This is a genomic window from Paraniabella hibiscisoli (assembly GCF_022512515.1).
Taxonomy (GTDB): Bacteria; Bacteroidota; Bacteroidia; order Chitinophagales; family Chitinophagaceae; genus Niabella; species Niabella hibiscisoli.
Window position 1 is genome coordinate 935,297 of record NZ_JAKWBK010000001.1, and the last position, 23,987, is coordinate 959,283.

Sequence of the window (23,987 nt, forward strand, 5' to 3'; positions counted from 1 at the left end):
GCCCCTTAGGGTTATTCTCTTTCTAACTCTTCCTGCAATATTCTTCTGATATCCTCTACGGTTTCTTTCTCGAGATCGGCTCTTTTTCCAGCTCGAACGGCGACATTCTCATTACACTGCGGGCCGTATCACAACCAATTTTCTTCAGTGCATCAATAACCCATCCGTCAATCTCATCGCTAAATTCTTCCAGGTCTACATCAAATTCTTCTTCGTCATCTTCAGTATCCCTGTATACATCCAGCTCATAACCTGTAAGCTCAGAAGCCAGTTTAATATTCGCTCCGCGTTTACCAATAGCCAACGACACCTGGTCGGGCTTCAGGTAAATGCTGGCATGCTTACCTTCTGAGTCTAAGCTCATGCTGGTTATTTTTGCCGGTGTAAGCGATCTTTGAATTAATAACTGTGTATTGCTGGTCCAGTTAATAACATCAATATTTTCATTTTTTAATTCTCTTACAATACCATGGATACGGCTACCTTTCATACCCACACAGGCACCCACCGGGTCAATCCTGTCATCATAAGATTCTACCGCTACTTTAGCTCTTTCTCCCGGTTCCCGTACTATTTTTTTGATGATGATCAAACCATCAAATATCTCCGGTACCTCAATTTCCAACAATTTGGCAAGAAAATCAGGAGAAGTTCTCGACAAAATAATAACCGGGTTATTATTTTTAAGATCAACACGGGTTACAACCGCCCTGATATTTTCACCTTTTTTGAAATAGTCCTGCGGAATTTGTTCGCTTTTGGGAAGGATCAACTCATTTCCCTCTTCATCTAGTAATAAAATCTCTTTTTCCATACCTGGTAAACCTCTGCGCTGATGATCTCACCAATTCTATCCTCATACTTTTTCGCCAGCACATTCTTTTTCAAATCACTGATACGACCTGCCAGCGTTTGTTTGGCAGCCAGTATGGCCCGGCGACCAAAGTCAATCAAATCAATCTCTTCGTACAAATCTTCACCTACTTCATAATCCGGCTCCAGTTTCACCGCTTCAGAATACGCTACCTGCGCCAACGGATCTTCTACTTCTCCATCTTCTACAATAGTACGGTGGCGCACAATTTCAAGGTCACCCTTTTCTGCATTCACGATTACATCAAAATTGTCATCGCTGCCATACTTTTTACGAAGCAGTGTTTTAAAAACGTCTTCCACTACTTTCATCATCGTGGGCCTGTCAATATTCTCTGCGTCTTTAAAGTCCTGAAACGCTTCTATAAGATTAATACTTGCCATAGCAATTCATAATTTAAGTATTGCGTTTTACCTGTGGAGGTAAAACATATTTAAAATTTAATTTGAATTTGAGTTGATTTTATATCAGTAAAAGCAATGATATGTTTTACAATTTCAGCTTTTTTACCTTTTCCAATCGTTTCCTCTACTACAATCCCTGCATCATCTACCCCGGTAAGTTGTCCTTCTGTTTTCTGACCTTCGAGCAGTGTTACTTCCACAAACCGGTTCAGGTTTTTTACATACTGGCGATGCATTTTTAATGGCTCGCTCAAACCTGCAGACGATACTTCAAGAGAAAAATCACCCTCAGGGAAAAGTGCAGCTTCTTCGAGTTCTTTATACAAGGCACGGTTATATTTAGCCAGATCACCAATACCCACTCCGTTATCGCCGTCTATAAAAACTTTGATATTGTTAGTGGGTTTTACTTTTATCTCAACCAAAAAATGTTCAGGATTTGCAGCCAAAATTTCCTGAATTTGCTTCTCAACTCTTTGAATTACAGCTTCCATGTTGTGTATGCCGGTAAAATAAATAAGGGAACGCCACCGTTCCCTTTTCTCAAAATCTTGCGCAAAGTTAAGATTTTTTTATTAAAAATGTTGCGTTAACTTTAAATTAATTATTGAACGGCTTGCGATAAAACATTTTAGCGATAAGACCGTTTACCATAGAAAACAAAGTAGTTATAATGGGAGCATTAGGTTTTATTATTTTAGGATTCTTTTTATGGATATTTTACAACCTGTTTATAAAGGTCATCTGGCCTGTTTATAAAACTACGCGGCAGCTAAAAAACAGTTCAAAAATATGGCCGAACAACGTGAGGCTCAAAATACACCAGCCACTCCTCAAAGCACTGAGGCTCCTAAAGAAAAAGTGGGTGAATACATCGAATTTGAAGAGGTGAAATAGTCATTTTTTAACTCGAATGATCCTGAACGATTAGCCATTTACCACTTATTTTTTTGATTATAAGCGTGTAGTGACCTTGCAAATCGCCAATGGTGCGTGTAAGATGCCATTTACCAATTACATTATATGCCTGGGCAGAGAGTTGCTCGATCCGGATAATTGTGAATTGTAGTTGCCCCATAGCCGTTTTATCAGGATACCCCTTTTTATAGTTATCCAATGTATTTTGCCAGCCATAGGTAACGCCGCTTTTCCCCACAAAAACAAGAGAGTCGCTCTTCCAGTAGGTTTGCATAAAAGCATTAATATCTCCTTTATTCCAGGCTTCTGTCTGTTGGCGAAGTACCTGCCTGATTGCCGGCTCATCCTTGGATTGTGCCAACAGCACGGAGTGTAATACCCCAAACAGAAGGATCAACACGAAACGTTTCATACTTGTATTTTATGAAAGATACACCGTTTAAGTTAATAGTGATCATGATTACAATCGGTATCGTGCGCATGGTTATGCATCCTGCAGTACCGGTAATTGATCAGGTGTGCTGCCACAATAAATATAACAGCCGGAATCAGCAGGAGGGTATGATAATCAAGAAAAACCTGTTTGAGCACCAGGAAAGCAATGCCAATTGAAAAAGCACTAATGGCGTTTTACTATGATGATGCCACTTGTAACCATGCCATAATGCATAGCATCCTATTACAAACGCTAAAACAATCATGCCTATTTCAAAGGCCAGGTTTTCAATAATATCTACTCCAAACATCGGAAGTGCCGCCAGAAACAGGGGAAGTACTGCACAATGAATAGCACATAGTATAGAAGTAGTAATGCCTAACGCGTCCCAATTAATTCTATTTCTCATTCAGTTGCAAAGATAAAAAAAAGCAACAATGTTGCAAATATTTATTTTTATACATTTCCCTCAACGAAGCAGATTTATTATCAGAGTTTATAAATTTTGGCAACAAGAGTTTTAAGGGCTTCTATCTGGAGTGGTTTTTTCAGGAGCTTTACTACATTTCTGTCTGACTCGGCTCTGACAATATCCCGCAGATCATCAGTAGAGGAAATCATAATGACATGACTCTTTGCTTTAAATTCATTGGGAAAGGTATCGTACCGTTCTAAAAACTCAAATCCATCCATTTCAGGCATCTGGATGTCGAGAAAGATAACATGCGGAAAGATTTCGGGATTATTGATATTCTCTGCAAGAAAATCCAGGGCAGCTACAGCCGAGGAGAAGCATACGATCTGTTTGAAAAGTTTGGTATGGCTGGCTATACCCGAATTGATCCGTAAATCGAACGAACTATCGTCGATGATAATGAGCAAGTTGGGTGTTTGTAATGCTGACGCCATTATAAGATCTCGCGGTATTAGAGGGTTAAATCTACAACTCGTTGGGTATACGCAAAGTAAACTTTGTTCCCGAATTCACCACCGATTCTACAGAAATTTTTCCATCCAGCTTGGCTAAAGCCTCTCTCACAATAAACAGCCCAAGGCCGGTTCCTTTCTGGTTATGTATCCTAAAGAATTGGTTGAATATTTTATTCAGATGATCGTTTAGTATGCCCAGGCCATTGTCGATAATGGTAATAATGGCATCTAACCGGTTCACCTTCACATCTATTTGAATTAACTTGTTTTGCTCATCCGGGTTCTGGTACTTTATCGCATTCGAGATAAGATTACCAATGATGATCTCAATCCGGAAAACATCTCCAAAAAACTTTTCGGATTGATCGATATTTACGTCAAACTTTATCTTGTCCTCCACATTGTTGGCCAATTTGTGCACTACTATCAGCTCATTAACCAACTTCTGAAAATCCACCTCTTCTTTTATTGTACTATAACGGCTGTTCTTGTAATATTGTAAGGTGCTTGTGATATTGTAATCAAGGCGGGCGCAACAATCTTCTATCAATCCCCAGTATTCATGACCTTTTTCTGACTCATGATAAACATTATCAAGCTTTGCAAGGTTAATAACCCCCAATGCAGAAGCTAAGGGTGCTCTCAATTCATGTGAAATACTATAAATAAAGCGGTTGAGCTCATCGTTGGTTTTCTCCAGCTCTTCTACTTTATCTTTCAGTTCTCTTCTTGTTTTAAAAACATCGTAGGCATTCTGAATACCGTTATTCAGCTCAATTTCGTTCCAGGGCTTTGTTATGTAACGATAAATGTCTCCTTCGTTTATAGCGCCTGCCAGAGCATCTATATCTGTATACCCGGTAAGCAATATCCTTATGGGTTCGGGGTATAGTTTTTTAACCTTTTTGAACAGTTCCACACCAGTCATCTCCGGCATCCGCTGGTCAGATATTACCACATGAACTTCTGTCTGCGATAAAATATCAAGCGCCCCGGCCCCCGAAGTAGCTGTATAGATTTCATACAACCGCCGAAAATTTGCTTTAAAGGAGCTTAAGTTATTCTCTTCATCATCTACATATAAAACTTTAATAACGGTCATAAGAAGATATTGAAAGCTCTCAGGCTAAATATTTTATAGGTAAAGTTATGATAAATTCTGCACCATCTCCAAAATTTGACACCACTTCTATAGTACCGTTGTGGCTATCAATAATACCTTTTACAATCGACATCCCCAGGCCTGTTCCCTGCCCAACAGGCTTCGTAGTATAGAAAGGTTCAAAAATTTTCTCCCGTACACTATCTTTTATTCCGGTGCCATTGTCCTTAATTGATACTTTAACGTGTCCGTCTTCAGAAGTTGTTTGAATAGTTAAAATACCCGTACCCGGACTGGAGGACTGACGTTCGGCAATAGATTGCAAGCCGTTAGTGATAATGTTCATAAACACCTGGTTGATCTTACCCGGTGTACATTCAATTTCCGGAATATTTCCAAATTCTTTATTCAGAACAAAATCGGTAGGGAATGTATTTTTAACGAGCATTAAGGTTGACTGCAGCCCATCGTTTAAATTGGCGTATTTTATATTGGCTTCATCTATCCGGGCAAAATTTTTGAGGTTGCTCACAATTTCTGCTGTACGGTGGGCTCCATCCTTTATTCCCGTCAATAAGGTTTTTATTTCCTCATTAATATAATCGAGGTCAATTTGCTTTTTGTAAGAGTCGATTTCTTTAAACTGGTCTTCTACATTTGCCGACGTGTCTACTTCCTCATATTTTTTGATAACGCTCAGCAGGTCAGAAACATCCAGCTCCAGTGGTTTTATATTGGAAGTAACAAAGTTAATCGGGTTGTTGATCTCGTGGGCAATGCCAGCCGTTAGCTGACCTAATGACACCATTTTTTCAGATTCCACCAACTGACTTTGCGCATTTTTTAACTGGGAAAGTGTGTGGTTCAGGTTATCGTTCGCACTCTCCAGCTCCTGCGTACGTTCGTGCACCTGTTGCTCCAGGATAATATTCTGATCTTTTACCAGTCGCTCATTTTCCAGGGAAACCCTTAAAGCCTCCTTGCGGGCCAGCTCCTGGTTTCGGCGGTAGGTATTGATCCTATCGGCCAGCGCTAATGAAAGCAGTACCGCTTCTACCGCAGATCCTATTTGAAGGGCATAAAAAGTGAGATAATTATAAGGCAGAATGCCCACATTTCTCAATACAAATACGATCACGCTGCATAAGAAGATCGACCAGGCAATCAATAGGGTTTTGGCACCATGAATTTGTTTAACCGCCAGAAAGGAACAAATGCCCAATACATAAAAAGCAGTACAGAATGCCGTCAATTGTACGGCAACCTGGGCGCCTCTGAACATTCCCATTATACCCAAAACCAACGAAATACAATAAAATCCCTCAAAAAGGAAAATACCCCTGTTAAACCGTTTGGATACGCTTTTAAGGTTTAGAAAATTTCGGATAAACTCCAACGCCGCTAACCCGTTAAAAAACGGAACCAGGAAGGCTGCGTAATTATTGATTGCAGGCGTATTCGGCCACAGAAAGCGAAATGTGTACCCTTGCAACTGGGCTTGCGTAATACCTACAAATACCATGTACAGTACATAATAGAAATAGCTACTCTCCCTGGTAGAGAAAAACAGGAACAGGTTGTATAAAACCATTACCAGAATCAAACCAATATATAGCCCGAAGATGAGGTCGTTGGTGGCAATTTTTTCGAAAGTTCTTTCCACATGCCCTACGGTAATGGGTATCAGCAACTGTTCGGATGCACTGACTTTTAGGTAAAACGTTTTCTGCGCCCCCTTTTTTATCTGCGCATCAAACATATACGTTTGATAGTTATACTTACGATTGGCGAACGGGCGCGACTCTGACAAAGCTATGGAGTCAAACCCACCAGATATTTCGTTCTGATAATATAAAACGGCATCATCAATGGTAGCGTGCTCCAGGTTAATCAACAGCTTCGGATCTTCGGTATTATTCTCAACAATAAATTTTACCCAAAAAGACGAAGCGGAAATAAAGAAGCCCGGTACATCTGAAGGGCTTTTTAAGAAGGGTGTTGCAGCGGCCTCATTTACCGACAATGTGCCGGCCTTATCCTCCAGATACTGAATATGATCTTTAGCAACACTGTAAATAACATTCTCTTTGGTAACATTTACTGGTGTCTGTGCTAACAAGTTTACGCTTGCCAATAAAATACAAATGAGAAAAAATAAATACGCATTAGAGGGGTACTTATACTTTTAATAAATAATCCACCAGAAGTTCACCCTTTGGTCCTGTTTCTGTTATACCTCGTTGTATGGGATTGGCAAATAATTCAAAAATCTTTTTACGTTCTTTTTCATCAGCACTAACAAGTGTCTTACTATCGTTAATAACCATCGCAGTAGCTACAAAGTCGTCCTTAGGGTAAAAGAAATCGCCCTTATCACCTAATGAAGTTTCAACAAGGCCTCCTATGCGTTTTCCTATTCTTACAGTAACCGGGGCGCACAAAAAAATATCTTCTCTACATTCAGCTGCATGGCTACCACTACTCCTACACGTGCCATAAAAATACTTCCAATACCCAGGCCTGCCACCTCCATCGAGTTCCAGAGACCACATATTTCAGAAGTTCCGGGTGACGCCTGTTGATGAATGGCCGGGTCATATTGACCGATGGCCGTTTCAATAGGCAAAGGAAATATGCCATCTGCCACCTGAACTCTTGCCCCTCCATATATTTTCTCACGATCCAGGCTTTTGCCACCACCACGAAAGTATTTTCATGATGCATCCAGCTCGTATTGGCCGAAGTTACTTTTGCAACTCCGAAATGAGCTTCCAAAAGACGCCTGTGGCCGTCAATAAACTTGAGGCAGGTTTCAGGATCTGTTGTGGCTTTAAAGGCTCTGATAGCTACTTCCACTAAGCATTTTATTTAATTAATTCCTTAAAATCGATATAATATCTTCCGGAACTAGTTGTTTCTGACAGCAGAATTCTTCTGCACGTGTCAGTAACCATTGCACCACCCAATACCACAGAAGAGGCTAGCTGTGGCCAGGTATTAATACTTTTTCCCATTTCACTTAGCGAATATTTCATCCTGTCTGAGAGGGCTGACAGGTTTACCATGGCATCCAGCATTGGTAATTTTTCCTGGCTTGTAAGATCTTTTAATTTTGTCAGATCAATACCTTCTTCATTTAAATTACCATGAAAAAGCGGTCGATCCGGCTCCAGGTCAAAACGCTCAACATCCAGCATTCCGCGGTCATTGGTATCCATCACCACCGGAATTCTTTTTCACGGGCCTTTACCCTGCTTAAAATTTTTACATCAATACTATCGCATTCTTCAATCAATATGTCGAGCTTCGTATCTTTTTCACCTAAAAAGGTATCGATATTATCAGCAGTAATACCCTCTGTAAAGCAGGTTACTTCGAGAAAAGGATCTAACTCTGCTATTTTCTGGGCTGTAATTATTGCTTTGGAGGCACCCAGGTTGTATACATTGCAGTTACTTAACCGGTTCATGTTGCACAATTCAACCGTGTCAAAGTCTGCCAGGTACAGCGCTCCGCATATACGCTCGGTAGCAATCGTCATAGCAATGGACTGGCCTACCGACAAACCTATAATACCCAACTTCTTAGTTTTGAGCACTTCCAGTTCTTCCGGTTTGATCTTATACAGGTTTCTGCTGGTTCGTACTTTTACAAACTCTTCCTCATCGAGCAGGTGCACCAGTTTCTGCGACCAGGGATAGTATACCCACACACCATAGTCGTTGGAATCTTTTCCATCAAGATAGCGGCTCACCTCAACCTTATATTCATCGGGAGTGAGCTGTTTTTGAGGATTATTTATTTTTGCTAATTCTGATAATTGACTTTCAATAGTATCGTATATTTGTATAGAGGGGGTTTTTGACAAAAGCTCTCTTAGCCTCTCTTGCCCACCGCTCTCTGCCAATCTGTAATATACTGGTTTGTAATAACTATTATATGGTTCAGAAGCCTGATAGCCTAAAAGCATGGTTTTGTTTTGATGATTTAGCAGGATATAAATATAGAACAGAATTTTAACAATATATAGTTTTTATATGCCCGAAAACAATATTTATAAGAATATCTTGTATGTTGATGATGAAATACATAACCTGAACTCTTTTCGTGCTGTATTCAGAAGATCATACAATGTATTTACAGCTTCTTCTGCGAAAGAAGGTAAAGCTATATTGGACGAGAACACGATACACCTGATTATTACAGACCAAAGAATGCCGGAAACAACCGGGATCGAATTCCTTGAATCTATCATTAAAGATCATCCTGCAATACCAAGAATTTTGTTGACGGGCTATACAGATATTAATGCGGTTATAGATGCCATTAACAAGGGGTCTGTTTATAAGTATGTTCAAAAACCCTGGTCTGAGGACGAACTCCGCGAAACTATAGAAAATGCATTAAAAATCTATACTAATAGTAAGAATAAAGAGCAGCTCACAGAGAAACTTATAACTACTAACGAACAATTAGAGTTTTTATTACGCCAGAACCTGCTTTCCTGAGCTTATTTTGCCGGCATCTTTTCTTTTTCAGGATTTTCATAAGAGTGGCCTCCAGTAGTTCAGTATTGTTATTTTCTTCTGTGGAACCGCCCGTTTGAATATATTTCATAAGCCTTGCATCTTCATACATAGTCAATACCAGTGGGTGTATATAATGGCTTTTGCAAACGGATCTTGTATTTCCCAGGTTGGCAGCCACACCATCAATTGCGGCTATCGTATTTCTTTTCATCTCCGCCTGGGTTTCAAATCCACCTATTTTTGCAAACTGCCCTATGCAATCCACAGTGCCTGTCCAGGTTCTGAAATCCTTGCTGGTAAATTCACCTCCCGAAATATCTTTTATGTAGTCGTTGACCTCTCCACTACTAACACTGTGCCGGCCACCAGACTCATCTATATATTGAAACAGCTCTTTACCAGGAATTTCTTTACACTGCTTTATGATCTTTGCGAGACGTGCACTTTTCAGAGAAACATTCTGATACACTCCCTTTTTGCCGCGAAAGCTGAAATGAACCTTATTGCCGTTTATTTTTATGTGCTGATCTTTTAAAGTAGACAGACCAAAAGATCCATATAGCTTCTCATAGACACTATTACCTACACGAATGCCGGTTTTATCCATTACACTTACAACCGCAGCCAACACTTTTGCCTGGAAAGGCTGCGATCAGATAAATGTAAAGAGAGCTTTTTACGGATACTTTTAAGGCCTGACCGAATTGAAGCAGGCGATAAAACTTTGTTTCTTTCCGTAGTGCGCTCCAAAGCGGATGATAACGGTATTGCTTCCTGCCCATTACATCCAGGCCGGTGCATTGGAGATGCCCGTTACGGAGACTGCAGATCCAAACATTTTGCCAGGCCGGTGGGATAACCAGGCTTCGGATGCGGGAAAGCGTATCCGGGTCAGTTACTTTTTTACTGCCTTTTTTGTAGGAAAAGGATTTACCATGCTTTATTCTAACGATCCCTTCTTCAGTGTCGTTTACATAAGTAAGTTTTACTATGCTGGCGCTTTTCTTTGCATCGTTAATGGCGTCTACCAGCTTTTGAGGAGAAACGTTTACTATGATATCGGCGGCTTCTATCTGCATCAAATTATCTATAGAAAAAAGAATGCCAATTCAATGATCCCGTTCATCAGGCAACGGCCAGCTTATTGTATTTGTTTTTATACTCGATAGGAGTAAGGCCGGTAATTTTTTTAAAAGTGGTTCTAAAAGCCTTGGTATCGGTGTATCCTACATCATACATTACCTCGTTGATATTTTTACGACTGCTTTCAAAGCTCTTTTTGCCGCTTCTACTTTCACCCTTTGTATGTACTCCAATACAGAATTACTGGTAGCCTGCTTAAAACGGCGCTCCAGGCTCCGGCGGCCCAGCGCTACAAATGCTGCAATATCGTCGATCGTTAGCCGCTCCTCAATATTTTTTCAATATAGTCCTGCGCTTTTTTAACTTCTTCATCATTGTGATTTTTCTGAGCGGTAAACATGGCAAATGCAGATTGACTGCTGCGATCGATATCAATTGCAAAATACTTGGACACCAGGATAGCGGTTTGCCGGTCGGTATATTTTTCTACCAGGTGCAGCAAAAGATTCCAGTACGAAGTAGCGCCTCCGCTGGTATAAATACGATTCTGCTCAGTAACAATAGAGCCATCCTGCAATATCACTTCGGGAAACATTTCTCTGAATGCGTTCGTATATCCCCAGTGGGTGCTGCATTTTTTACCGTTAAGCAAACCTGTAGAAGCCAGCAAAAAGCACCGACACATAAAGAGGCTATTTCTGCACCTTCCTGATATTGCCAGTTCAACCATTTGATCATTGTAGTATTGGCCGCTACGGCTTTCTCCATGTCTCCAAAAAGTGCGGGTGCTATAACCAGGTCGGCCACTCCGGTTTCTTCCAGCAACTGATCAACTGTTACCGAAAACTGGTTGCCACTAAATTGTACCTGCTTATGGGCGCCTACCAGCTTAATATCGAAAAGAGGTCCGTTGCCGCTTACCTGCAGAAACTCATTTACGGTGTTAAAGCAATATTGGGGTCGGCCACGGCCTGCAATACGGCATGCTCCGGTACTAAAATATAGATCGTTTTCATACGAGAATGATTTGTCACCGCCTTTTTTATAGCAGGCTTTAAATAGAATACGAAAATTAGTACTATTTGAGCGATTACCGAAAAGGCTATTTCAAAAACTTTCCTATGACAGGTAATTGAGCAAATTCTCTCTTTTCAACACGCAGAATAAATAAGAAATAAAGCAGGAATATCAGTGTTGCTACTCCGTAATTAACCCAGAACAACGGAAACTGCTCCTTTACGAAATAATGAATCACATAGCCTATTACAGCGATGATGATATAGGCAATGAGCTTATTTTTAGCATAGGGTATACGGTAGTTCTTCTGCCCCCAGACATAAGAAACAATCATCATAATACCGTAACAGGCGAAGGTGGCCCAGGCGCAGGCAACATAACTGTAAACCGGAATAAATAAATAATTTATTAATATTGTAACGCCCGCACCTATCAAGGTTATATAGGCTCCCGCAATAGTTTTATTTCCGAGTTTGTACCAAATACTTAAGTTATAGTATATGCCCAAAAACATGTTTGCCATTAACAATACGGGAACAACTTTCAGGCCTACCCACATGGGTGATCGGTTATAAAATATTTCCATACGTCCAGGTACAGCATAACGAATAGAAACATCAGGCATAGTGTTATTACAAAAACTTCATTACCCGGGCGTAAGTACGCGGTGCATTTTCGCTGGTAGATTGTTTGAAGAAAAACGGTTCTGCTCCCATGCGAAATGCCTGAACAGATAAGCTTATTAATAAAGATAGTTTGTAACAGGCCGAATATATTCCCACTTCTGCCTTTGCAGCGTCTTCTGAAGTAACAGGAGCCCACCATCCTAACATAATGCGATCAAAGGTTTCATTGATCATGCCGGCAAAGCCTGCAATCATTATCGGGAGGCCATATAATACCAATTGCCGCCAAACAATTTTATCGAATTTAAAACTAAAGCTAAAGAACTCTTTAGAAAGCAAAAGCAGGGTAACAATGCTTTGTATAAGATTCGCAACAAAAACATATCCTACCAGCCATTCCTTATCAAACAGAAAAGCAATGAGGCTATCCGGTTTCGCTTTGGCTATTTGGGGACAGATGCTCAGAAAAAATAAAGCGATCCCATATTTACGAGAATCCCGGATATCTTAACGAATGCAAATTTTCTGGGTTTGCCATCCAGCCTGAGTTTTGCGAAGGGAATAGCGCTCAGGGCATCAAAGAAGATAATGCCCGATGCTAAAAGAACATACTCTGGATGCGCCTCAACCATTAAGATTTTGGGCGAGCGGTACGTGAAACCCAATCAGCAACATACACAACAAAAGGGAGGAGGAAAGCAATGAAATGCTGGAGGTATTAAAAACCGTTTTTTTATCCTGTATTTGTGTAAATCTGAAAAAGGCGGTCTCCATTCCATAAGTAAAAATCACATTCATGAAAGGGATATAGGAATATATAAGAGACTGTTCCCCATACAAAACCTTACCCAACATTAAAATCAGGTAAGGGGTCAGCAGGTAATTAATAAACCTTGCTGCTATAGAACTTACTCCATACCAAATAGTTTGTCCTGCCAGTTTCTTAATGCCGCTCAAACGATAAAAAATTATTGATGCAAATTTAAAGTACTTAAAATAAAACAACGAGTTAATATACCTTTGTCACAGATCATTCATCTAACTCAAATACATTTTATGTTGAAGCAACTGGCAATATTAGCAGGATTAGGTATGTGGGCAACCAATATTTCGGCTCAGGCTTTTGAAGGAAAAGTAAAAAATGGCAAAACGGAAGAGCCGGCTTTGGTCATGGTATATGATTACCCGGAGGCTATTGTAGAAAATGCCTTGCTTGCAAAATTTGCTGATAAACAATTAACCGGAACATTGACAAAAGAATCCTTCCGGTTTTATCCAAATGTTGTAATAGATGAAGTGAGCAAAAGTAAGCTGGACTATTATTTTAAGCTGGAGGGAAACGGCAAAAAAACAGATCCCAAAACCACCCTGTATTTAGTAATGCATGGTTCGGGAGATATAGAAGGCGCCTCGGAACTTTCCGGTCGCGGTAAATCTTTTTAGAGAAGATGGCGGGAAACGTAAAACGCAGCAATGATATTATGGAAATAAGAAAGCAGGAGTCGATACTGGTGGATGAGGAAAACGCGCTTTTTGACCTTCAAAAAACGCAAAAAGAACTGGAAGAGCAACTGCAGGCGAATAAAACCAAACAGGAAACCCAGCAAAAAATAATTGCTTCCCAAAAAATGCTGCTGGACGATCTTAAAGCTAAAATAAACTAGTTAACGGCCTTTAAAGTACCATTGAAGTACTTTAAATAATACAATTTTTTGTTTTCGTAGTGGCTTATTTTACCATTCAGGTAATCAGGCTGTATGTCCATATCGAAAAAGGTTCTGTATTCTGATCCGGCCAGCTTCTTATTAATATCTTTTCCATAACGGTTTAATAAATGACCGAAGCGGTATGTAAGCCCATAACCCCTGAAAACCAGATCGCTGGGTTGTGCGTACATCTTTTTGCTGTAATAAGTTGTAATAGACCGGCTGGTAGCATCTGTTTTGGGGTTAAAAAATGGCGTAGAATAAACAATATCAATGCCTTTATATTCCGGTTTTGCAACGCCGATGTTTTCCCAGGTAGGCATACCTATTACAGTTACCGACGCAAAGTTTTTTATATTTCCCGCTAATTGCTTTAAAATTTTACCGCCAAACTCTGTATCCAGCGAACCTACCACATATAAACCAGCCTGCGTTGGCTGCGTAGTTGCCCCCAATGCCTTTAATGCTATATCATCATTTACCTCCTGGAAACGGATCTTTACAGAATCTTTATAATACTTATTTAAAGTTTCCAATACCGAACGGATATAGGCATCTGAACTTGTTTTACGGGTAAGAACGGTTACCTGCTTGCCCGCATAGCTTTTCTTCATGTAGTTGTACAACCCTTCCAGCTGGGTTTGTATAGTGGGGTTCAATACTACAAAATATGGATTGTCGGTAGCATTGGCATCATTTGGAACAGTCGCATTCAGTACCGTTATTTTCTTATCGGCGCCCAGCCTGGCCAAAGTAGTCAATTCTGTAAGGCTGCAGTTGGCTATGATAAGCTCTACTCCATCGGCCGCACATTTGCTGAATTGCTGCTCCAGGGTTTCCCTTTTCGACTTTGAATCATATACATATACATCTAATGGTATATTCAATGCATTCAATGAGTCGATGGCCAGCGCAGCCCCGTGATAAAATTCCAGGCCATTGATAGAAGATTTGGGGAAAGTTTTGCCTGAATATTTGTAGCTGCCCACATTATCAAAAGCCTCATCAATATAAAGAGGTGTAAATATTGCCAGTTTATGCCGCACACCGTTAGAAACCGGCTGTGCGAAAACTGAAAAAACTACAACAAGCGTTAAAAAACTTAGAAGCGTTTTCTTCATGGTAGGATTTATTAGTTTGTGGCCTTCGCACATCCTATCTCTTACCTGCTTACAGGCACAAGATACAATGCGAACCAGGTTTATCCCGGCTGGCCTATGCACCTGCATCAGGGGGAAATAGCAAAAAACATGCAATCCCGCAAAATCAACAATACTATTTATTTGTTACTCCCACTCAATAGTGGCAGGAGGCTTACTGCTTATATCATACACTACGCGGTTTATACCACGTACATTATTAATGATTTCATTGCTTACATCGGCCAGGAAATCGTAAGGTAAATGCGCCCAGTCTGCCGTCATACCATCCACACTGGTCACCGCACGCAATGCCACCGTGAATTCGTAAGTACGCTCATCACCCATCACGCCTACGCTTTTTACCGGTAACAAGATCGTTCCAGCCTGCCAAACCGTTGCATATAATCCTGTTTCCTTTAAGGCATTGGTATAAATATGATCGGCTTCCTGCAAGAGTCTTACTTTTTCTTCGGTTACTTCTCCCAATATCCTGATGGCTAAACCCGGACCCGGGAAAGGATGGCGATCGATAAGGTTTGCGGGAATGCCTAATTCACGGCCCACTTTTCTAACTTCATCTTTAAACAGATAACGCAGCGGCTCTACCAGCTCCATTTTCATAGTGGCTGGTAACCCACCTACATTGTGGTGCGATTTGATGGTTACCGAAGGGCCATGTACCGAAACGCTTTCTATCACATCCGGATAGATGGTTCCCTGCCCCAATAGTTCAATATTTTCCAGTTTGGCGGCTTCCTGTTGAAATACCTCTATAAATAAGCGGCCAATGATCTTTCTTTTGGCTTCAGGATCAGCGTTATCCTTCAATTCGTCATAAAACATCTGGCTGGCATTAACACCTTTAACGTTCAGCCCCAGTTGTTTATATGTTTCTAATACATCCTCAAATTCATTCTTACGTAATACGCCATTGTCAACAAATATGCCGTATAGCTTATCCCCGATAGCTTTATGAATCAAAGTAGCCGCTACCGTGCTGTCTACCCCGCCACTCAGCGCCATTATTACCTGGCGATCACCAATTTGCTGCTTTAATGCCGCAACGGTATCGGTAACGAAATGCGCGGGTGTCCAATCCTGTGCACAGCCGCAGATATTTACCAAAAAGTTTTTTAAGATCTGTTTCCCTCGGTGCTGTGATATACTTCGGGGTGAAACTGGAGACCATATAAAGGATTAGTATCTTGTTTGTTCTTAAAAGCCGCTACGGGTATACTGTCTGTAGTAGCCAATACTTCAAATCCTTCGGGCAATTCCAGTATACTGTCTCCGTGGCTCATCCATACCTGGCTTTTAACGCTTACGCCGTGCATGAGCACATCGGTTTCGTCGTTTACTGTCATGGAAGCGCGACCATACTCCCGCTTGCTGCTTTTTTCCACTCGTCCGCCATAATTTTTGGCAGTAAGTTGAGCTCCATAGCAAATACCCAGTACAGGCAGGTCCTTTACGATATCTTTTATACCGATAACAGGTGCATTTGGGTCGTTTACCGAAAACGGCGAGCCGGAAAGAATAATTCCTTTTAAATTGCCATCGATTTCGAATGGTTTTGAGTAGGGTATAATTTCGCAGTAAACATTGGCTTCACGTACTGCCCTTGCAATAAGTTGGGTATATTGAGAACCAAAATCGAGAATAAGTATCCTTTCCGTCATAATGCGGCGAAGGTAATATTAATTTGAGATTCCAACCCGATCAACCAAGGCAAGTTTTTCAATTTAGATTCGATTTTATAAATAATAAATATCTTAACACTTTTCGATAACTCTTAAACAGATGGTATGAAATACTTAGGCTTAATATTAATAACTGTTTTGGCAATCAGCTCCTGCAATATTATTGACAGCAAACGCATTAAAGGCAGTGGGAAGGTTACCACGAAAACCTATGATCTGAAAAACTTCTCCAATCTCGACCTGGGCTCGAGCATGGAGGTTTACATAACCCAGGCAAACGATTACAGCGTAAAAATCGAAACGGATGATAATCTTTTTCCTACCTGGATGTGCAGGTACACGATGGCAATACGTTGGAGGTGGATGTGAAGGACAATATTAACCTGGATGCCAGCGGTGAAGTAAAAGTATATATTGCCGCACCGTTATTGGACAAAGTTGATCTTTCAGGAGCCGCTCAATTGCATACGGAGGGCAAATTTGCACAGGATAAAAAGATAGCATTTGACCTGTCTGGCGCATCAAGCGGTAATATTTCGGTGAGGGCGCCCATGGTGGAATTAGAAGCATCCGGCGCCAGTACATTAACGGTAGATGGAGAATGTAAAGATATAAAGGCCAGTGCTTCCGGAGCCTCCACGATTAATTCCTTTGATCTGAAATCAGAAAATGCTGACGTCGAAGCCTCCGGTGCGAGCACGGTACGTGTATTTAGTAGTTTGAAATTGAATGCCAGATCGCATGGAGCCAGCTCAGTTAAATATAAAGGCAACCCTCAGGTTACGCAGGATGTTAGCGGGGCCAGCAGCGTGGGAAAGGATTAAGGAGATGACTTTTGACAGCACTATTAATGCAATATCATTTTTTATCAGAATGCCCCAGGCTCATGCCTGGGTTTATTTTATCCCGCAGGAGTTGCTTTAACTCCTTAATCTCTATGAAACCACCATTGGCCTTGCGATCAAACACTAATTGATCATCTACAGAAATAGCAAACACACCGCTAATAGTCCCAGGTTTTAGTATAACTGCTTCAATATGATCCGTAAAAGTGGTTAAGAATTCCTGCGCCATATAGGCGGCGCGTAACATCCAGCCGCATTTTGGGCAATATTCTATGGTGATGGTTGGTTTCATGATGTAAATTTAAATTCTAGCCGGATATAGACATTTTCTAAATCAGATTATATATTGACTAAACATATCTTGTACCCAAAGTTGATTCATTTTAGGTTTGTGAAAACTAATAAATATGAAGTTCACGCCCATAAAATATTTTTTACTGCTGCAGCTATTAATCGTTTCCATGTTGGTCGAGGCGCAAAAGCAGGATTTTATCCGCATCGGTCCTGTTTATCTGGAGCGTAATGACCAAAATTTAAAGTCGTTGCCCTACCTGAAATACGATGGGAAAGGTATTGTTGATATACGATCAGCAACTGCACAGGAAAAAGCTAATGCGAACCTGTACGAAAAATTAATAACAATAGATCATGAAAAGAAATGGTACGGAGCTTTCTGGAGTTTTGGCGACCCATCCAAATCTGTTGTGGCTTCTTTTGAGAACAATAATGATGAAATTTATGTATCTGAAATAAAAGGGCGGGGGTTTCTTGTTAATGGAAGCGCTTATGTAGAATTAGCGGATGTGCTCCTCGACGAAACGAATGCACATAGCTACAGGTATCATGTAATAAAAAATGACCAGGAAGAAATTGTACCCTGGAAAAAACCGGACCAGTTTATTAAAACCAGTGATGGTAAATTTTCATTTGCTTACCTGGGCAAATTTTCAGGAGGCCCAGGGCAACAGATAAAAATTGAGATTTACAATACTAAAAATTATGCAGATCGTTCTTCTATACTGATAGAATGGGTGAAGATACAAACACCAATCATATCAGGCACGATCAGGTATCAAGTAAAACAACTCCGCGGCATTTTTGATGCCGGTGTGATTGGCATCAACCCAGATTATAAAAGAAATTTCCCGCAGTATAGTTTAGAAAAAGAAGCAAAAAGGTCGAACTTCGTCAGTACTGCCAATGCGCAGCATACAATCATTTATGCTGCAGATTCTTTGGTTGATATAAGCCTTACCACTCACAACAATCCAGCCGTTTCGACCAATGTGTATCTTGTCAAAAAAGAAAATGGTAAAGAAAATCGTATTCTGATAGGTGGCAGACAAAACAAAAAAGTAAATATTCCCCGTGCCCTGTGGCAGGAACCAGGTGATTATAAAATTGAGTTTGTTCCTTTTGCTATAGTGAAAAGAAGTGACCGTGCCAACAAAACCGGGATGTATGAACAGGAGTTTCCCGACAAAAAATTTGTTTATGATCTCACTGTGTTGCCCGACAAAAATCAAAGTATTAAGGTAAGTATCAGCTTCATAGTTTTTACGGCTATCGCGTTAACACTCCTCGTACTATTCTTTATGATATTAAGCAAGTATAGAAGCAGGCTAAAGTTCGAAAAAATACAAAGAAGAGGAGAGCAGGCCCAAAGCCAGTTACAGTCCATACGATCACAGCTTAATCCTCACTTTATCTTCAATGCACTTTCGGGCATTCAAACATTGATGAATAAAAATGAAATTGATACGGCCAACGAGTACCTCTCTAAGTTTGCCAGACTAACCAGAAGGGTTTTGGACGATGCAGATAAAGACCAGGTGAGCCTGGCTGACGAAGCTGCCCTTTTGGATGACTACCTGAAAATGGAGCAACTTCGATTTGGGTTTCAATATAATATTACTATAGATGATAAGCTTAGCGAGGATACATTAATACCCATTATGCTATTGCAACCGCTGGTAGAAAATGCGGTAAAACATGGTATCGTTGATAAGAAAAAAACGGTCTCATTGAGGTCAGCTTTTCAAAAAGCGGTGAGAACTTAATTTTAAAAGTGACCGATAATGGTGATGGTTTTGATACAGAAAAAACTGCTACCGGAAAAGGGCTGGAGCTCACCCAAAACCGGGTATCTTTATCCAATACTATTTATAAAAATACACCGTTGAACTTTTCTATTGAAGCTACAACTACCGGCACCACCGCAATCATCATTCTAAAAACTGGTTATCATGAACGCCATAATTGTAGACGATGAGCCCCATAATATCGAAAACCTGCAGATTCTCCTGGAAAGGCATTGCCCCGATATCAATATCGTTGCGACAGCAGATCACATTGACGAGGCGATCAATATTATTAATACCCGAAAGCCGGATGTGGTTTTCCTGGATATAGTTCTGGGTAAACAAACCGGGTTTGATTTGCTGGCCCGGTTAACAGAAAAGAACTTTGAAGTAATTTTTGTAACGGCCTACGATCAATATGGGGTTCGGGCTGTGAAATCTGCCGCATTGGATTATCTACTGAAACCTGTAGATATAGCCGAATTAAAAGCATCTGTTGACAAGGCTTCTGAAAAAATAAAACAAAAGAAAAAGAATACGCAGCTCGATTTCCTGATGGAGTATATCACTCAGAAAGACAAAGTGCCGGGCAAAGTTGCCCTACCCTTAAGAAATGAGGTCCGTTATATTGAAATCAACGATATCGTACGATGTGAGGCTACCAATTCGTACACCTGGTTCTACTTGAAAAATAAAGAAAAAATACTGGTGTCCAAATCGTTAAAAGAGTATGACGATCTTTTTAACACACAGGGTTTTATCCGGTGTCATCAAAGTCACCTGATTAATATATCTTTCGTCAAAAGCATGCTAAGAGAAGATAGCGGGGCATTGTTGATGCAGGACGGCGAAAAAATTCCTATTTCAAAAGCCAAAAAAGATATGGTGAAGCTGGCGCTTGCAAAAAGCCCTTAACTACACCGCCTTTATAAAAACGTACTATTCTATGCCGGTTAATTAAAAATGGTTGATCTGTTGACCAGAATACTATTATCAACAGATCAACCATTCAACGAGTTAACTAATCAGCTACTTCCTGCTATAATTCGGTGCTTCTCTTGTTACCACCACATCATGCGGGTGACTTTCGTTCATGCCCGCATTTGTAATACGCACAAACTGAGCTTTCTTCAGATCAGCGATACTCTTTGCTCCGCAATAGCCCATACCGGCACGTAAACCACCTACATATTGATAAATAACTTCTTTTAGAGAGCCTTTAAAAGCCACACGCCCTTCAATACCTTCGGGTACAAATTTCTTTACATCATCTTCCGGATCCTGGAAATAACGATCGCTGCTTCCGGTAGCCATAGCACCCAGGGAGCCCATGCCCCGGTAAGATTTAAACTTACGACCCTCGAAAATAATCGCTTCGCCCGGGCTTTCTTCCGTACCGGCAAATACGCTTCCCATCATCACACAATCCGCTCCTGCCGCTAAAGCCTTAACCATATCTCCTGTATAACGGATACCACCGTCAGCAATCAATGGAATGCCTTTTTTAGAAAGGGTTTTGGCCGCTTCCATAATGGCACTTAATTGAGGCATACCTGCACCGGCCACAATACGCGTGGTACAAATAGAACCCGGACCAATACCCACTTTTACTGCATCAGCGCCCGCTTCGGCCAGCGCCAGGGCGCCAGCTGCTGTACCTACATTTCCGGCTACCACATTCAGCTTTTTAAAATTCTTTTTCACTTTCTTCAAGGCATCAATTACGCCTTTTGTATGACCATGTGCACTATCTAATACCACCAGGTCAACGCCAACAGTCTGCAAGGCACTGATGCGATCCAGCACATCGGCAGTAATTCCAATGCCCGCACCTACTAACAATCTTCCAAAAGAATCTTTTATGGCATTAGGGAAACTGGTTACCTGCAAAATATCGCGATAAGTAATTAATCCTACCAGCTTCCCCTGCTTGTCTACCACAGGTAGCTTTTCAATTTTATGCTGGCGTAGAATTGTTTCTGCCTTTTAAGATCGGTGCCAGCCGGGGCTGTAACCAGGTTTTCGCTGGTCATTACTTCTTTCACTTTCCTGGAAGGATCTTGTTCAAAACGCAGATCACGATTGGTAAGAATACCTTTTAACCTGTGATTGCCATCTATAATAGGTATGCCTCCGATCTTGTTCTCTTTCATCAACCTCAACGCATCACCAATCGTTTCATCTTCCAAAAGCGTCAAAGGGTCTAAAATCAAACCGCTCTCACTTCTTTTTACCTTGCGCACATGGGCAGCCTGCTGCTCAATGCTCATATTTTTATGAAGTATGCCCAATCCGCCCTCGCGTGCCATTGCTATTGCTAATGCCGCTTCGGTAACGGTATCCATTGCCGCTGATAAAATGGGGGTATTTAGCGTTATATCTTTTGTAAGACGGGTACGTATGTCAACATCTCTTGGTAACACCTCGCTGTAAGCCGGTACCAACAGTACATCGTCAAACGTTAAACCTTCTAATGCTATTTTGGGGGAATTTGCAGTTGCTGCAGAATTATTTCTTGTTGCCATGTGCAAAATTAAGGGAATGACAATAAACTGGAAAATCGAAAATGAAGATTACACTTAATTCAGTCCCGCAACAACCTTATGGCTTCTACTTTGTTTATTATTCAATCGTTTGAAAAGCGACAGGCATTTGTCAGGCTTTTGTCCATCTTTTATATAGGCTTTATATTCTCGAACATCTACCCTACATTTGCCGGATAACAACGTGTTGATACACTCTTTAGTAAGAGTAAAACCTTTAGCATGCAAAGAGATTTAGAAAACAGAAAGCCCAAAGCTACCATCCTTTTTATTTTTGGTGGTAGTGGCGACCTTAACCAACGCAAACTAACTCCAGCCTTATTCAATTTATGTATAGATGGACTGATGCCGGAAAAATTTGCCATTATAGGCACCGGCAGAACGGATTATAGTAACGATAAGTTCAGAGATCATTTATTGGGCGGTATCAAAGAATTTTCCGTCGTAAAGAAAACCCTCCCGGTAGCTGGGAAGACTTTTCCGAACATATTTCTTATTTAAGAATGGATGTGGACCAGCCTGCATCTTATGAACCGATTAAAGAAATTATCGACAAATATGAAGCTGAGTGGGGCAATGCTGCAGAAGTAATTTTCTACCTGGCCGTCGCGCCGCAGCTGGTTCCTGAAATCACGACCAACCTTCATGGCCTGCAATTAGATAAATCGAAAGATTGCATGCGTATTGTTGTAGAAAAGCCTTTTGGGCATGACCTGAAGAGTTCCAAAGAGCTGAATAAATTGTTGACGGATATGTTTGACGAAAGCCAGATCTATCGCATCGACCATTATTTAGGAAAAGATACGGTACAGAATATCCTCGCGCTTCGTTTTGCCAATGCCTTGTTTGAGCCGTTATGGAACAGTAATTATATCGATCATGTACAGATCACTGCGTCGGAAACAGTGGGTGTGGAAGACCGTGGCGGTTATTACGAGCGTTCGGGGGCGTTGCGCGATATGGTGCAGAATCATATTTTACAGTTATTATGCATGGTAGCTATGGAAGCGCCGGTATCTTTTAATGCCGATGAAATTCGCAATAAGAAATCGGATGTACTGAATGCGATCCGCAAGATCAAAAAAGAAGATGTTCAAAAATACGCGGTTCGTGGTCAATACTCGCAGGGATGGATGCAGGGTAAAGAAGAAAAAGCCTATCGTGATGAGAAAGGTGTAAACCCTAATTCTGGTGTTGAAACATTTGCTGCAGTGAAGTTTTATGTAGACAACTGGCGCTGGCAGGGTGTACCTTTTTACGTGCGTACCGGTAAGTTTTTAAAGGAAAAAACCACCCTGATCACCATACAATTTAAAGAAGGACCTAAGTATGCCTTCCCGCCGGAAGCATCAGAAACCTGGCGCTCAAACAGGCTCACTATCAGCATACAACCCGAAATGGATATCCGGTTGCGTTTCCAGGCAAAGCGTCCCGGGCAAACAATGTCGCTGAATCCGGTAAACATGGTATTCAGCTATAATGAAACCTTCCAGGAACCACAGCCCGAGGCTTATGAAACCTTACTGCTAGATGCTATGATGGGCAACCCTACGCAGTTTATGCGTGGCGACCAGGTAGAAATTGCCTGGGAAGTAATTGAGCCGATTCTGGACACCTGGGAAAAACGCCCGCCGGTGGATTTCCCTAACTATGCCCCGGGAAGCTGGGGACCAGAAGATGCAGAAGCACTGATCGCTAAAGACGGCAGAAACTGGATCACATTACCTCCCGGTAAAAAAGAGCATTAAAAGTTTACTTTGTAAGATATTAAATGGCGGCAACCGAAAAAGTTGCTGCCATTTTTATTTTTCGCTGGGTTATTGCACCTGCAGATAAGCATTCACTACAAACCTCTCCGGAAATATTTTTAACAAAATAACTTTATTATTCATCTGTAACTTAGTTTTCTAAACTACTGCCGATGAGACATTTTGCTTTCCTTTCTTTAATGATATCCAGGAAGAATAACCTGATATCGGTAATCTTGATAAGACTACATGTTAAAAATGAATCCGGTTTGCAAGTAACATTTTGACGCACTTATACGAAGT

Annotated in this window: 36 protein-coding genes; 10 read left to right on the top strand and 26 right to left on the bottom strand. The window is 41.0% G+C overall.

What is annotated here, in order from left to right; translation table 11 throughout:
• Positions 1–55: 55 nt before the first annotated feature.
• The 12 genes from nusA to MKP07_RS06040 form a co-directional block, all read right to left on the bottom strand.
• Positions 56–814, bottom strand: a complete 759-nt coding sequence (gene nusA, locus MKP07_RS05985; RefSeq protein ID WP_240845776.1) for a transcription termination factor NusA — start codon at positions 812–814, stop codon at positions 56–58.
• The gene (locus tag MKP07_RS05990; protein WP_240845778.1) at positions 790–1,257 is read right to left on the bottom strand and encodes a NusA N-terminal domain-containing protein; all 468 of its coding nucleotides are present in this window, start codon (positions 1,255–1,257) and stop codon (positions 790–792) included. The genes nusA and MKP07_RS05990 overlap by 25 nt, the downstream gene beginning before the upstream one ends.
• A gap of 50 nt (positions 1,258–1,307) precedes the next feature.
• Entirely contained in the window at positions 1,308–1,772 is a 465-nt protein-coding gene (rimP, locus tag MKP07_RS05995) for a ribosome assembly cofactor RimP (RefSeq protein ID WP_240845780.1), read from the bottom strand.
• 410 nt (positions 1,773–2,182) lie between these two features.
• Positions 2,183–2,608 carry a YybH family protein gene (locus MKP07_RS06000; protein ID WP_240845782.1) on the bottom strand — a complete coding sequence of 142 codons (426 nt, stop codon included), beginning with the start codon at positions 2,606–2,608 and terminating at the stop codon, positions 2,183–2,185.
• 136 nt (positions 2,609–2,744) lie between these two features.
• Positions 2,745–3,041 (bottom strand): MerC domain-containing protein, encoded by a 297-nt coding sequence (locus MKP07_RS06005; protein WP_240845784.1) that lies wholly within the window; start codon positions 3,039–3,041, stop codon positions 2,745–2,747.
• An 80-nt stretch (positions 3,042–3,121) separates the two neighbouring features.
• Positions 3,122–3,541 (bottom strand): response regulator, encoded by a 420-nt coding sequence (locus MKP07_RS06010; protein WP_240845786.1) that lies wholly within the window; start codon positions 3,539–3,541, stop codon positions 3,122–3,124.
• Between the two features lie 31 nt (positions 3,542–3,572).
• Positions 3,573–4,664 (bottom strand): hybrid sensor histidine kinase/response regulator, encoded by a 1,092-nt coding sequence (locus MKP07_RS06015; protein ID WP_240845788.1) that lies wholly within the window; start codon positions 4,662–4,664, stop codon positions 3,573–3,575.
• A 19-nt stretch (positions 4,665–4,683) separates the two neighbouring features.
• Positions 4,684–6,798, bottom strand: coding sequence for a sensor histidine kinase (locus MKP07_RS06020; protein ID WP_240845790.1), 2,115 nt, complete (start codon positions 6,796–6,798; stop codon positions 4,684–4,686).
• 43 nt (positions 6,799–6,841) lie between these two features.
• A complete protein-coding gene (locus MKP07_RS06025; protein ID WP_240845792.1) occupies positions 6,842–7,105 on the bottom strand; it encodes a hypothetical protein in 264 nt (87 codons plus the stop codon).
• The gene (locus MKP07_RS06030; protein ID WP_240845794.1) at positions 7,084–7,311 is read right to left on the bottom strand and encodes a hypothetical protein; all 228 of its coding nucleotides are present in this window, start codon (positions 7,309–7,311) and stop codon (positions 7,084–7,086) included. Before MKP07_RS06030 ends, MKP07_RS06025 begins: the two co-directional genes overlap by 22 nt.
• A gap of 217 nt (positions 7,312–7,528) precedes the next feature.
• On the bottom strand, positions 7,529–7,882 hold the full coding sequence (locus MKP07_RS06035; protein ID WP_240845796.1) for a hypothetical protein: 354 nt from the start codon (positions 7,880–7,882) through the stop codon (positions 7,529–7,531).
• Positions 7,882–8,532, bottom strand: coding sequence for a ThiF family adenylyltransferase (locus MKP07_RS06040; protein ID WP_240845798.1), 651 nt, complete (start codon positions 8,530–8,532; stop codon positions 7,882–7,884). Before MKP07_RS06040 ends, MKP07_RS06035 begins: the two co-directional genes overlap by 1 nt.
• 169 nt (positions 8,533–8,701) lie before the next feature.
• Here MKP07_RS06040 and MKP07_RS06045 point away from each other — a divergent pair, with 169 nt between their 5' ends.
• Entirely contained in the window at positions 8,702–9,172 is a 471-nt protein-coding gene (locus MKP07_RS06045) for a response regulator (protein WP_240845800.1), read from the top strand.
• Here MKP07_RS06045 and MKP07_RS06050 read toward each other — a convergent pair.
• The 8 genes from MKP07_RS06050 to MKP07_RS06085 all read right to left on the bottom strand — a co-directional run bounded on the left by MKP07_RS06050 (position 9,126) and on the right by MKP07_RS06085 (position 12,876).
• Positions 9,126–9,821, bottom strand: coding sequence for a DNA topoisomerase IB (locus MKP07_RS06050; protein WP_240845802.1), 696 nt, complete (start codon positions 9,819–9,821; stop codon positions 9,126–9,128). The genes MKP07_RS06045 and MKP07_RS06050 overlap by 47 nt on opposite strands.
• Positions 9,793–10,272, bottom strand: coding sequence for a hypothetical protein (locus MKP07_RS06055; RefSeq protein ID WP_240845804.1), 480 nt, complete (start codon positions 10,270–10,272; stop codon positions 9,793–9,795). The genes MKP07_RS06050 and MKP07_RS06055 overlap by 29 nt, the downstream gene beginning before the upstream one ends.
• 46 nt (positions 10,273–10,318) lie before the next feature.
• Positions 10,319–10,432: a helix-turn-helix domain-containing protein gene (locus MKP07_RS06060; RefSeq protein ID WP_240845806.1), complete on the bottom strand. Its 114-nt coding sequence runs from the start codon at positions 10,430–10,432 to the stop codon at positions 10,319–10,321.
• Between the two features lie 160 nt (positions 10,433–10,592).
• On the bottom strand, positions 10,593–10,871 hold the full coding sequence (locus MKP07_RS06065; RefSeq protein WP_240845808.1) for a helix-turn-helix domain-containing protein: 279 nt from the start codon (positions 10,869–10,871) through the stop codon (positions 10,593–10,595).
• Positions 10,856–11,101 (bottom strand): hypothetical protein, encoded by a 246-nt coding sequence (locus tag MKP07_RS06070; RefSeq protein ID WP_240845810.1) that lies wholly within the window; start codon positions 11,099–11,101, stop codon positions 10,856–10,858. Before MKP07_RS06070 ends, MKP07_RS06065 begins: the two co-directional genes overlap by 16 nt.
• Before the next feature lie 277 nt (positions 11,102–11,378).
• Positions 11,379–11,918, bottom strand: a complete 540-nt coding sequence (locus tag MKP07_RS06075; RefSeq protein WP_240845812.1) for a polysaccharide biosynthesis C-terminal domain-containing protein — start codon at positions 11,916–11,918, stop codon at positions 11,379–11,381.
• Positions 11,919–11,925: 7 nt separating this feature from the next.
• Entirely contained in the window at positions 11,926–12,258 is a 333-nt protein-coding gene (locus tag MKP07_RS06080; protein ID WP_240845814.1) for a lipopolysaccharide biosynthesis protein, read from the bottom strand.
• Between the two features lie 285 nt (positions 12,259–12,543).
• Positions 12,544–12,876, bottom strand: coding sequence for a hypothetical protein (locus tag MKP07_RS06085; RefSeq protein WP_240845816.1), 333 nt, complete (start codon positions 12,874–12,876; stop codon positions 12,544–12,546).
• Positions 12,877–12,975: 99 nt separating this feature from the next.
• Here MKP07_RS06085 and MKP07_RS06090 point away from each other — a divergent pair, with 99 nt between their 5' ends.
• Positions 12,976–13,362, top strand: a complete 387-nt coding sequence (locus MKP07_RS06090; protein ID WP_240845818.1) for a hypothetical protein — start codon at positions 12,976–12,978, stop codon at positions 13,360–13,362.
• Positions 13,363–13,367: 5 nt separating this feature from the next.
• Positions 13,368–13,583, top strand: coding sequence for a hypothetical protein (locus MKP07_RS06095; protein ID WP_240845820.1), 216 nt, complete (start codon positions 13,368–13,370; stop codon positions 13,581–13,583).
• Here MKP07_RS06095 and MKP07_RS06100 read toward each other — a convergent pair.
• From MKP07_RS06100 to guaA (MKP07_RS43635), 3 genes are all read right to left on the bottom strand, one after another.
• A complete protein-coding gene (locus tag MKP07_RS06100) occupies positions 13,580–14,746 on the bottom strand; it encodes an ABC transporter substrate-binding protein (protein ID WP_240845821.1) in 1,167 nt (388 codons plus the stop codon). The two genes, MKP07_RS06095 and MKP07_RS06100, sit on opposite strands and share 4 nt — an antisense overlap.
• A gap of 165 nt (positions 14,747–14,911) precedes the next feature.
• The gene (gene guaA, locus MKP07_RS43630) at positions 14,912–15,892 is read right to left on the bottom strand and encodes a glutamine-hydrolyzing GMP synthase (RefSeq protein WP_262919168.1); all 981 of its coding nucleotides are present in this window, start codon (positions 15,890–15,892) and stop codon (positions 14,912–14,914) included.
• A gap of 8 nt (positions 15,893–15,900) precedes the next feature.
• Positions 15,901–16,446 carry a glutamine-hydrolyzing GMP synthase gene (guaA, locus tag MKP07_RS43635; protein ID WP_262919169.1) on the bottom strand — a complete coding sequence of 182 codons (546 nt, stop codon included), beginning with the start codon at positions 16,444–16,446 and terminating at the stop codon, positions 15,901–15,903.
• Between the two features lie 126 nt (positions 16,447–16,572).
• Between guaA (MKP07_RS43635) and MKP07_RS06110 the strand changes: the two genes are divergently transcribed.
• Entirely contained in the window at positions 16,573–16,836 is a 264-nt protein-coding gene (locus MKP07_RS06110; protein WP_240845823.1) for a hypothetical protein, read from the top strand.
• Positions 16,797–17,291, top strand: a complete 495-nt coding sequence (locus tag MKP07_RS06115) for a GIN domain-containing protein (protein WP_240845824.1) — start codon at positions 16,797–16,799, stop codon at positions 17,289–17,291. The genes MKP07_RS06110 and MKP07_RS06115 overlap by 40 nt, the downstream gene beginning before the upstream one ends.
• A gap of 34 nt (positions 17,292–17,325) precedes the next feature.
• On the opposite strand, the gene MKP07_RS06120 is transcribed toward MKP07_RS06115, so the two are convergent.
• On the bottom strand, positions 17,326–17,604 hold the full coding sequence (locus tag MKP07_RS06120) for a SelT/SelW/SelH family protein (protein WP_262919170.1): 279 nt from the start codon (positions 17,602–17,604) through the stop codon (positions 17,326–17,328).
• A 115-nt stretch (positions 17,605–17,719) separates the two neighbouring features.
• On the opposite strand from MKP07_RS06120, the gene MKP07_RS06125 reads away from it, so the two are divergent.
• Genes MKP07_RS06125 through MKP07_RS06135 form a run of 3 tightly spaced genes read left to right on the top strand, consistent with a single transcriptional unit; the run spans position 17,720 to position 20,308 of the window.
• Entirely contained in the window at positions 17,720–19,372 is a 1,653-nt protein-coding gene (locus tag MKP07_RS06125) for a sensor histidine kinase (protein ID WP_240845826.1), read from the top strand.
• 8 nt (positions 19,373–19,380) lie between these two features.
• Positions 19,381–19,584 carry a hypothetical protein gene (locus tag MKP07_RS06130; protein ID WP_240845828.1) on the top strand — a complete coding sequence of 68 codons (204 nt, stop codon included), beginning with the start codon at positions 19,381–19,383 and terminating at the stop codon, positions 19,582–19,584.
• Positions 19,559–20,308 (top strand): LytR/AlgR family response regulator transcription factor, encoded by a 750-nt coding sequence (locus MKP07_RS06135; RefSeq protein WP_240845830.1) that lies wholly within the window; start codon positions 19,559–19,561, stop codon positions 20,306–20,308. Before MKP07_RS06130 ends, MKP07_RS06135 begins: the two co-directional genes overlap by 26 nt.
• Positions 20,309–20,422: 114 nt before the next feature.
• Here MKP07_RS06135 and guaB read toward each other — a convergent pair whose 3' ends face one another.
• Positions 20,423–21,334, bottom strand: a complete 912-nt coding sequence (gene guaB, locus MKP07_RS43640) for an IMP dehydrogenase (RefSeq protein ID WP_240845832.1) — start codon at positions 21,332–21,334, stop codon at positions 20,423–20,425.
• Positions 21,328–21,918, bottom strand: coding sequence for an IMP dehydrogenase (locus MKP07_RS43645; protein WP_240845834.1), 591 nt, complete (start codon positions 21,916–21,918; stop codon positions 21,328–21,330). Before MKP07_RS43645 ends, guaB begins: the two co-directional genes overlap by 7 nt.
• A 240-nt stretch (positions 21,919–22,158) precedes the next feature.
• On the opposite strand from MKP07_RS43645, the gene MKP07_RS37825 reads away from it, so the two are divergent.
• Together MKP07_RS37825 and zwf are read left to right on the top strand one after the other, a co-directional pair.
• Complete coding sequence (locus MKP07_RS37825) at positions 22,159–22,437, top strand: hypothetical protein (RefSeq protein ID WP_262919171.1); 279 nt, start codon at positions 22,159–22,161, stop codon at positions 22,435–22,437.
• A 2-nt stretch (positions 22,438–22,439) separates the two neighbouring features.
• A complete protein-coding gene (zwf, locus tag MKP07_RS06150; RefSeq protein ID WP_262919172.1) occupies positions 22,440–23,684 on the top strand; it encodes a glucose-6-phosphate dehydrogenase in 1,245 nt (414 codons plus the stop codon).
• Positions 23,685–23,987 lie beyond the last annotated feature (303 nt).

Excerpts from the sequence above, each read along its gene's own strand:
- MKP07_RS43645 (WP_240845834.1), bottom strand. The coding sequence starts at position 21,918 with ATGGCAACAAGAAATAATTCTGCAGCAACTGCAAATTCCCCCAAAATA.
- MKP07_RS05990 (WP_240845778.1), bottom strand. The coding sequence starts at position 1,257 with ATGGCAAGTATTAATCTTATAGAAGCGTTTCAGGACTTTAAAGACGCA.
- MKP07_RS06060 (WP_240845806.1), bottom strand. The coding sequence starts at position 10,432 with ATGTATGATGTAGGATACACCGATACCAAGGCTTTTAGAACCACTTTT.
- MKP07_RS06000 (WP_240845782.1), bottom strand. The coding sequence starts at position 2,608 with ATGAAACGTTTCGTGTTGATCCTTCTGTTTGGGGTATTACACTCCGTG.
- MKP07_RS06055 (WP_240845804.1), bottom strand. The coding sequence starts at position 10,272 with ATGCAGATAGAAGCCGCCGATATCATAGTAAACGTTTCTCCTCAAAAG.
- MKP07_RS06045 (WP_240845800.1), top strand. The coding sequence starts at position 8,702 with ATGCCCGAAAACAATATTTATAAGAATATCTTGTATGTTGATGATGAA.
- MKP07_RS06095 (WP_240845820.1), top strand. The coding sequence starts at position 13,368 with ATGGCGGGAAACGTAAAACGCAGCAATGATATTATGGAAATAAGAAAG.
- rimP (WP_240845780.1), bottom strand. The coding sequence starts at position 1,772 with ATGGAAGCTGTAATTCAAAGAGTTGAGAAGCAAATTCAGGAAATTTTG.
- MKP07_RS06090 (WP_240845818.1), top strand. The coding sequence starts at position 12,976 with ATGTTGAAGCAACTGGCAATATTAGCAGGATTAGGTATGTGGGCAACC.
- MKP07_RS06075 (WP_240845812.1), bottom strand. The coding sequence starts at position 11,918 with ATGCCTGATGTTTCTATTCGTTATGCTGTACCTGGACGTATGGAAATA.
- MKP07_RS37825 (WP_262919171.1), top strand. The coding sequence starts at position 22,159 with ATGCAAAGAGATTTAGAAAACAGAAAGCCCAAAGCTACCATCCTTTTT.
- zwf (WP_262919172.1), top strand. The coding sequence starts at position 22,440 with ATGGATGTGGACCAGCCTGCATCTTATGAACCGATTAAAGAAATTATC.
- nusA (WP_240845776.1), bottom strand. The coding sequence starts at position 814 with ATGGAAAAAGAGATTTTATTACTAGATGAAGAGGGAAATGAGTTGATC.
- MKP07_RS06135 (WP_240845830.1), top strand. The coding sequence starts at position 19,559 with ATGAACGCCATAATTGTAGACGATGAGCCCCATAATATCGAAAACCTG.
- guaA (WP_262919169.1), bottom strand. The coding sequence starts at position 16,446 with ATGACGGAAAGGATACTTATTCTCGATTTTGGTTCTCAATATACCCAA.
- MKP07_RS06005 (WP_240845784.1), bottom strand. The coding sequence starts at position 3,041 with ATGAGAAATAGAATTAATTGGGACGCGTTAGGCATTACTACTTCTATA.
- MKP07_RS06015 (WP_240845788.1), bottom strand. The coding sequence starts at position 4,664 with ATGACCGTTATTAAAGTTTTATATGTAGATGATGAAGAGAATAACTTA.
- MKP07_RS06035 (WP_240845796.1), bottom strand. The coding sequence starts at position 7,882 with ATGGATACCAATGACCGCGGAATGCTGGATGTTGAGCGTTTTGACCTG.
- MKP07_RS06110 (WP_240845823.1), top strand. The coding sequence starts at position 16,573 with ATGAAATACTTAGGCTTAATATTAATAACTGTTTTGGCAATCAGCTCC.
- MKP07_RS06100 (WP_240845821.1), bottom strand. The coding sequence starts at position 14,746 with ATGAAGAAAACGCTTCTAAGTTTTTTAACGCTTGTTGTAGTTTTTTCA.
- MKP07_RS06120 (WP_262919170.1), bottom strand. The coding sequence starts at position 17,604 with ATGAAACCAACCATCACCATAGAATATTGCCCAAAATGCGGCTGGATG.
- MKP07_RS06065 (WP_240845808.1), bottom strand. The coding sequence starts at position 10,871 with ATGTTTCCCGAAGTGATATTGCAGGATGGCTCTATTGTTACTGAGCAG.
- MKP07_RS06125 (WP_240845826.1), top strand. The coding sequence starts at position 17,720 with ATGAAGTTCACGCCCATAAAATATTTTTTACTGCTGCAGCTATTAATC.
- MKP07_RS06010 (WP_240845786.1), bottom strand. The coding sequence starts at position 3,541 with ATGGCGTCAGCATTACAAACACCCAACTTGCTCATTATCATCGACGAT.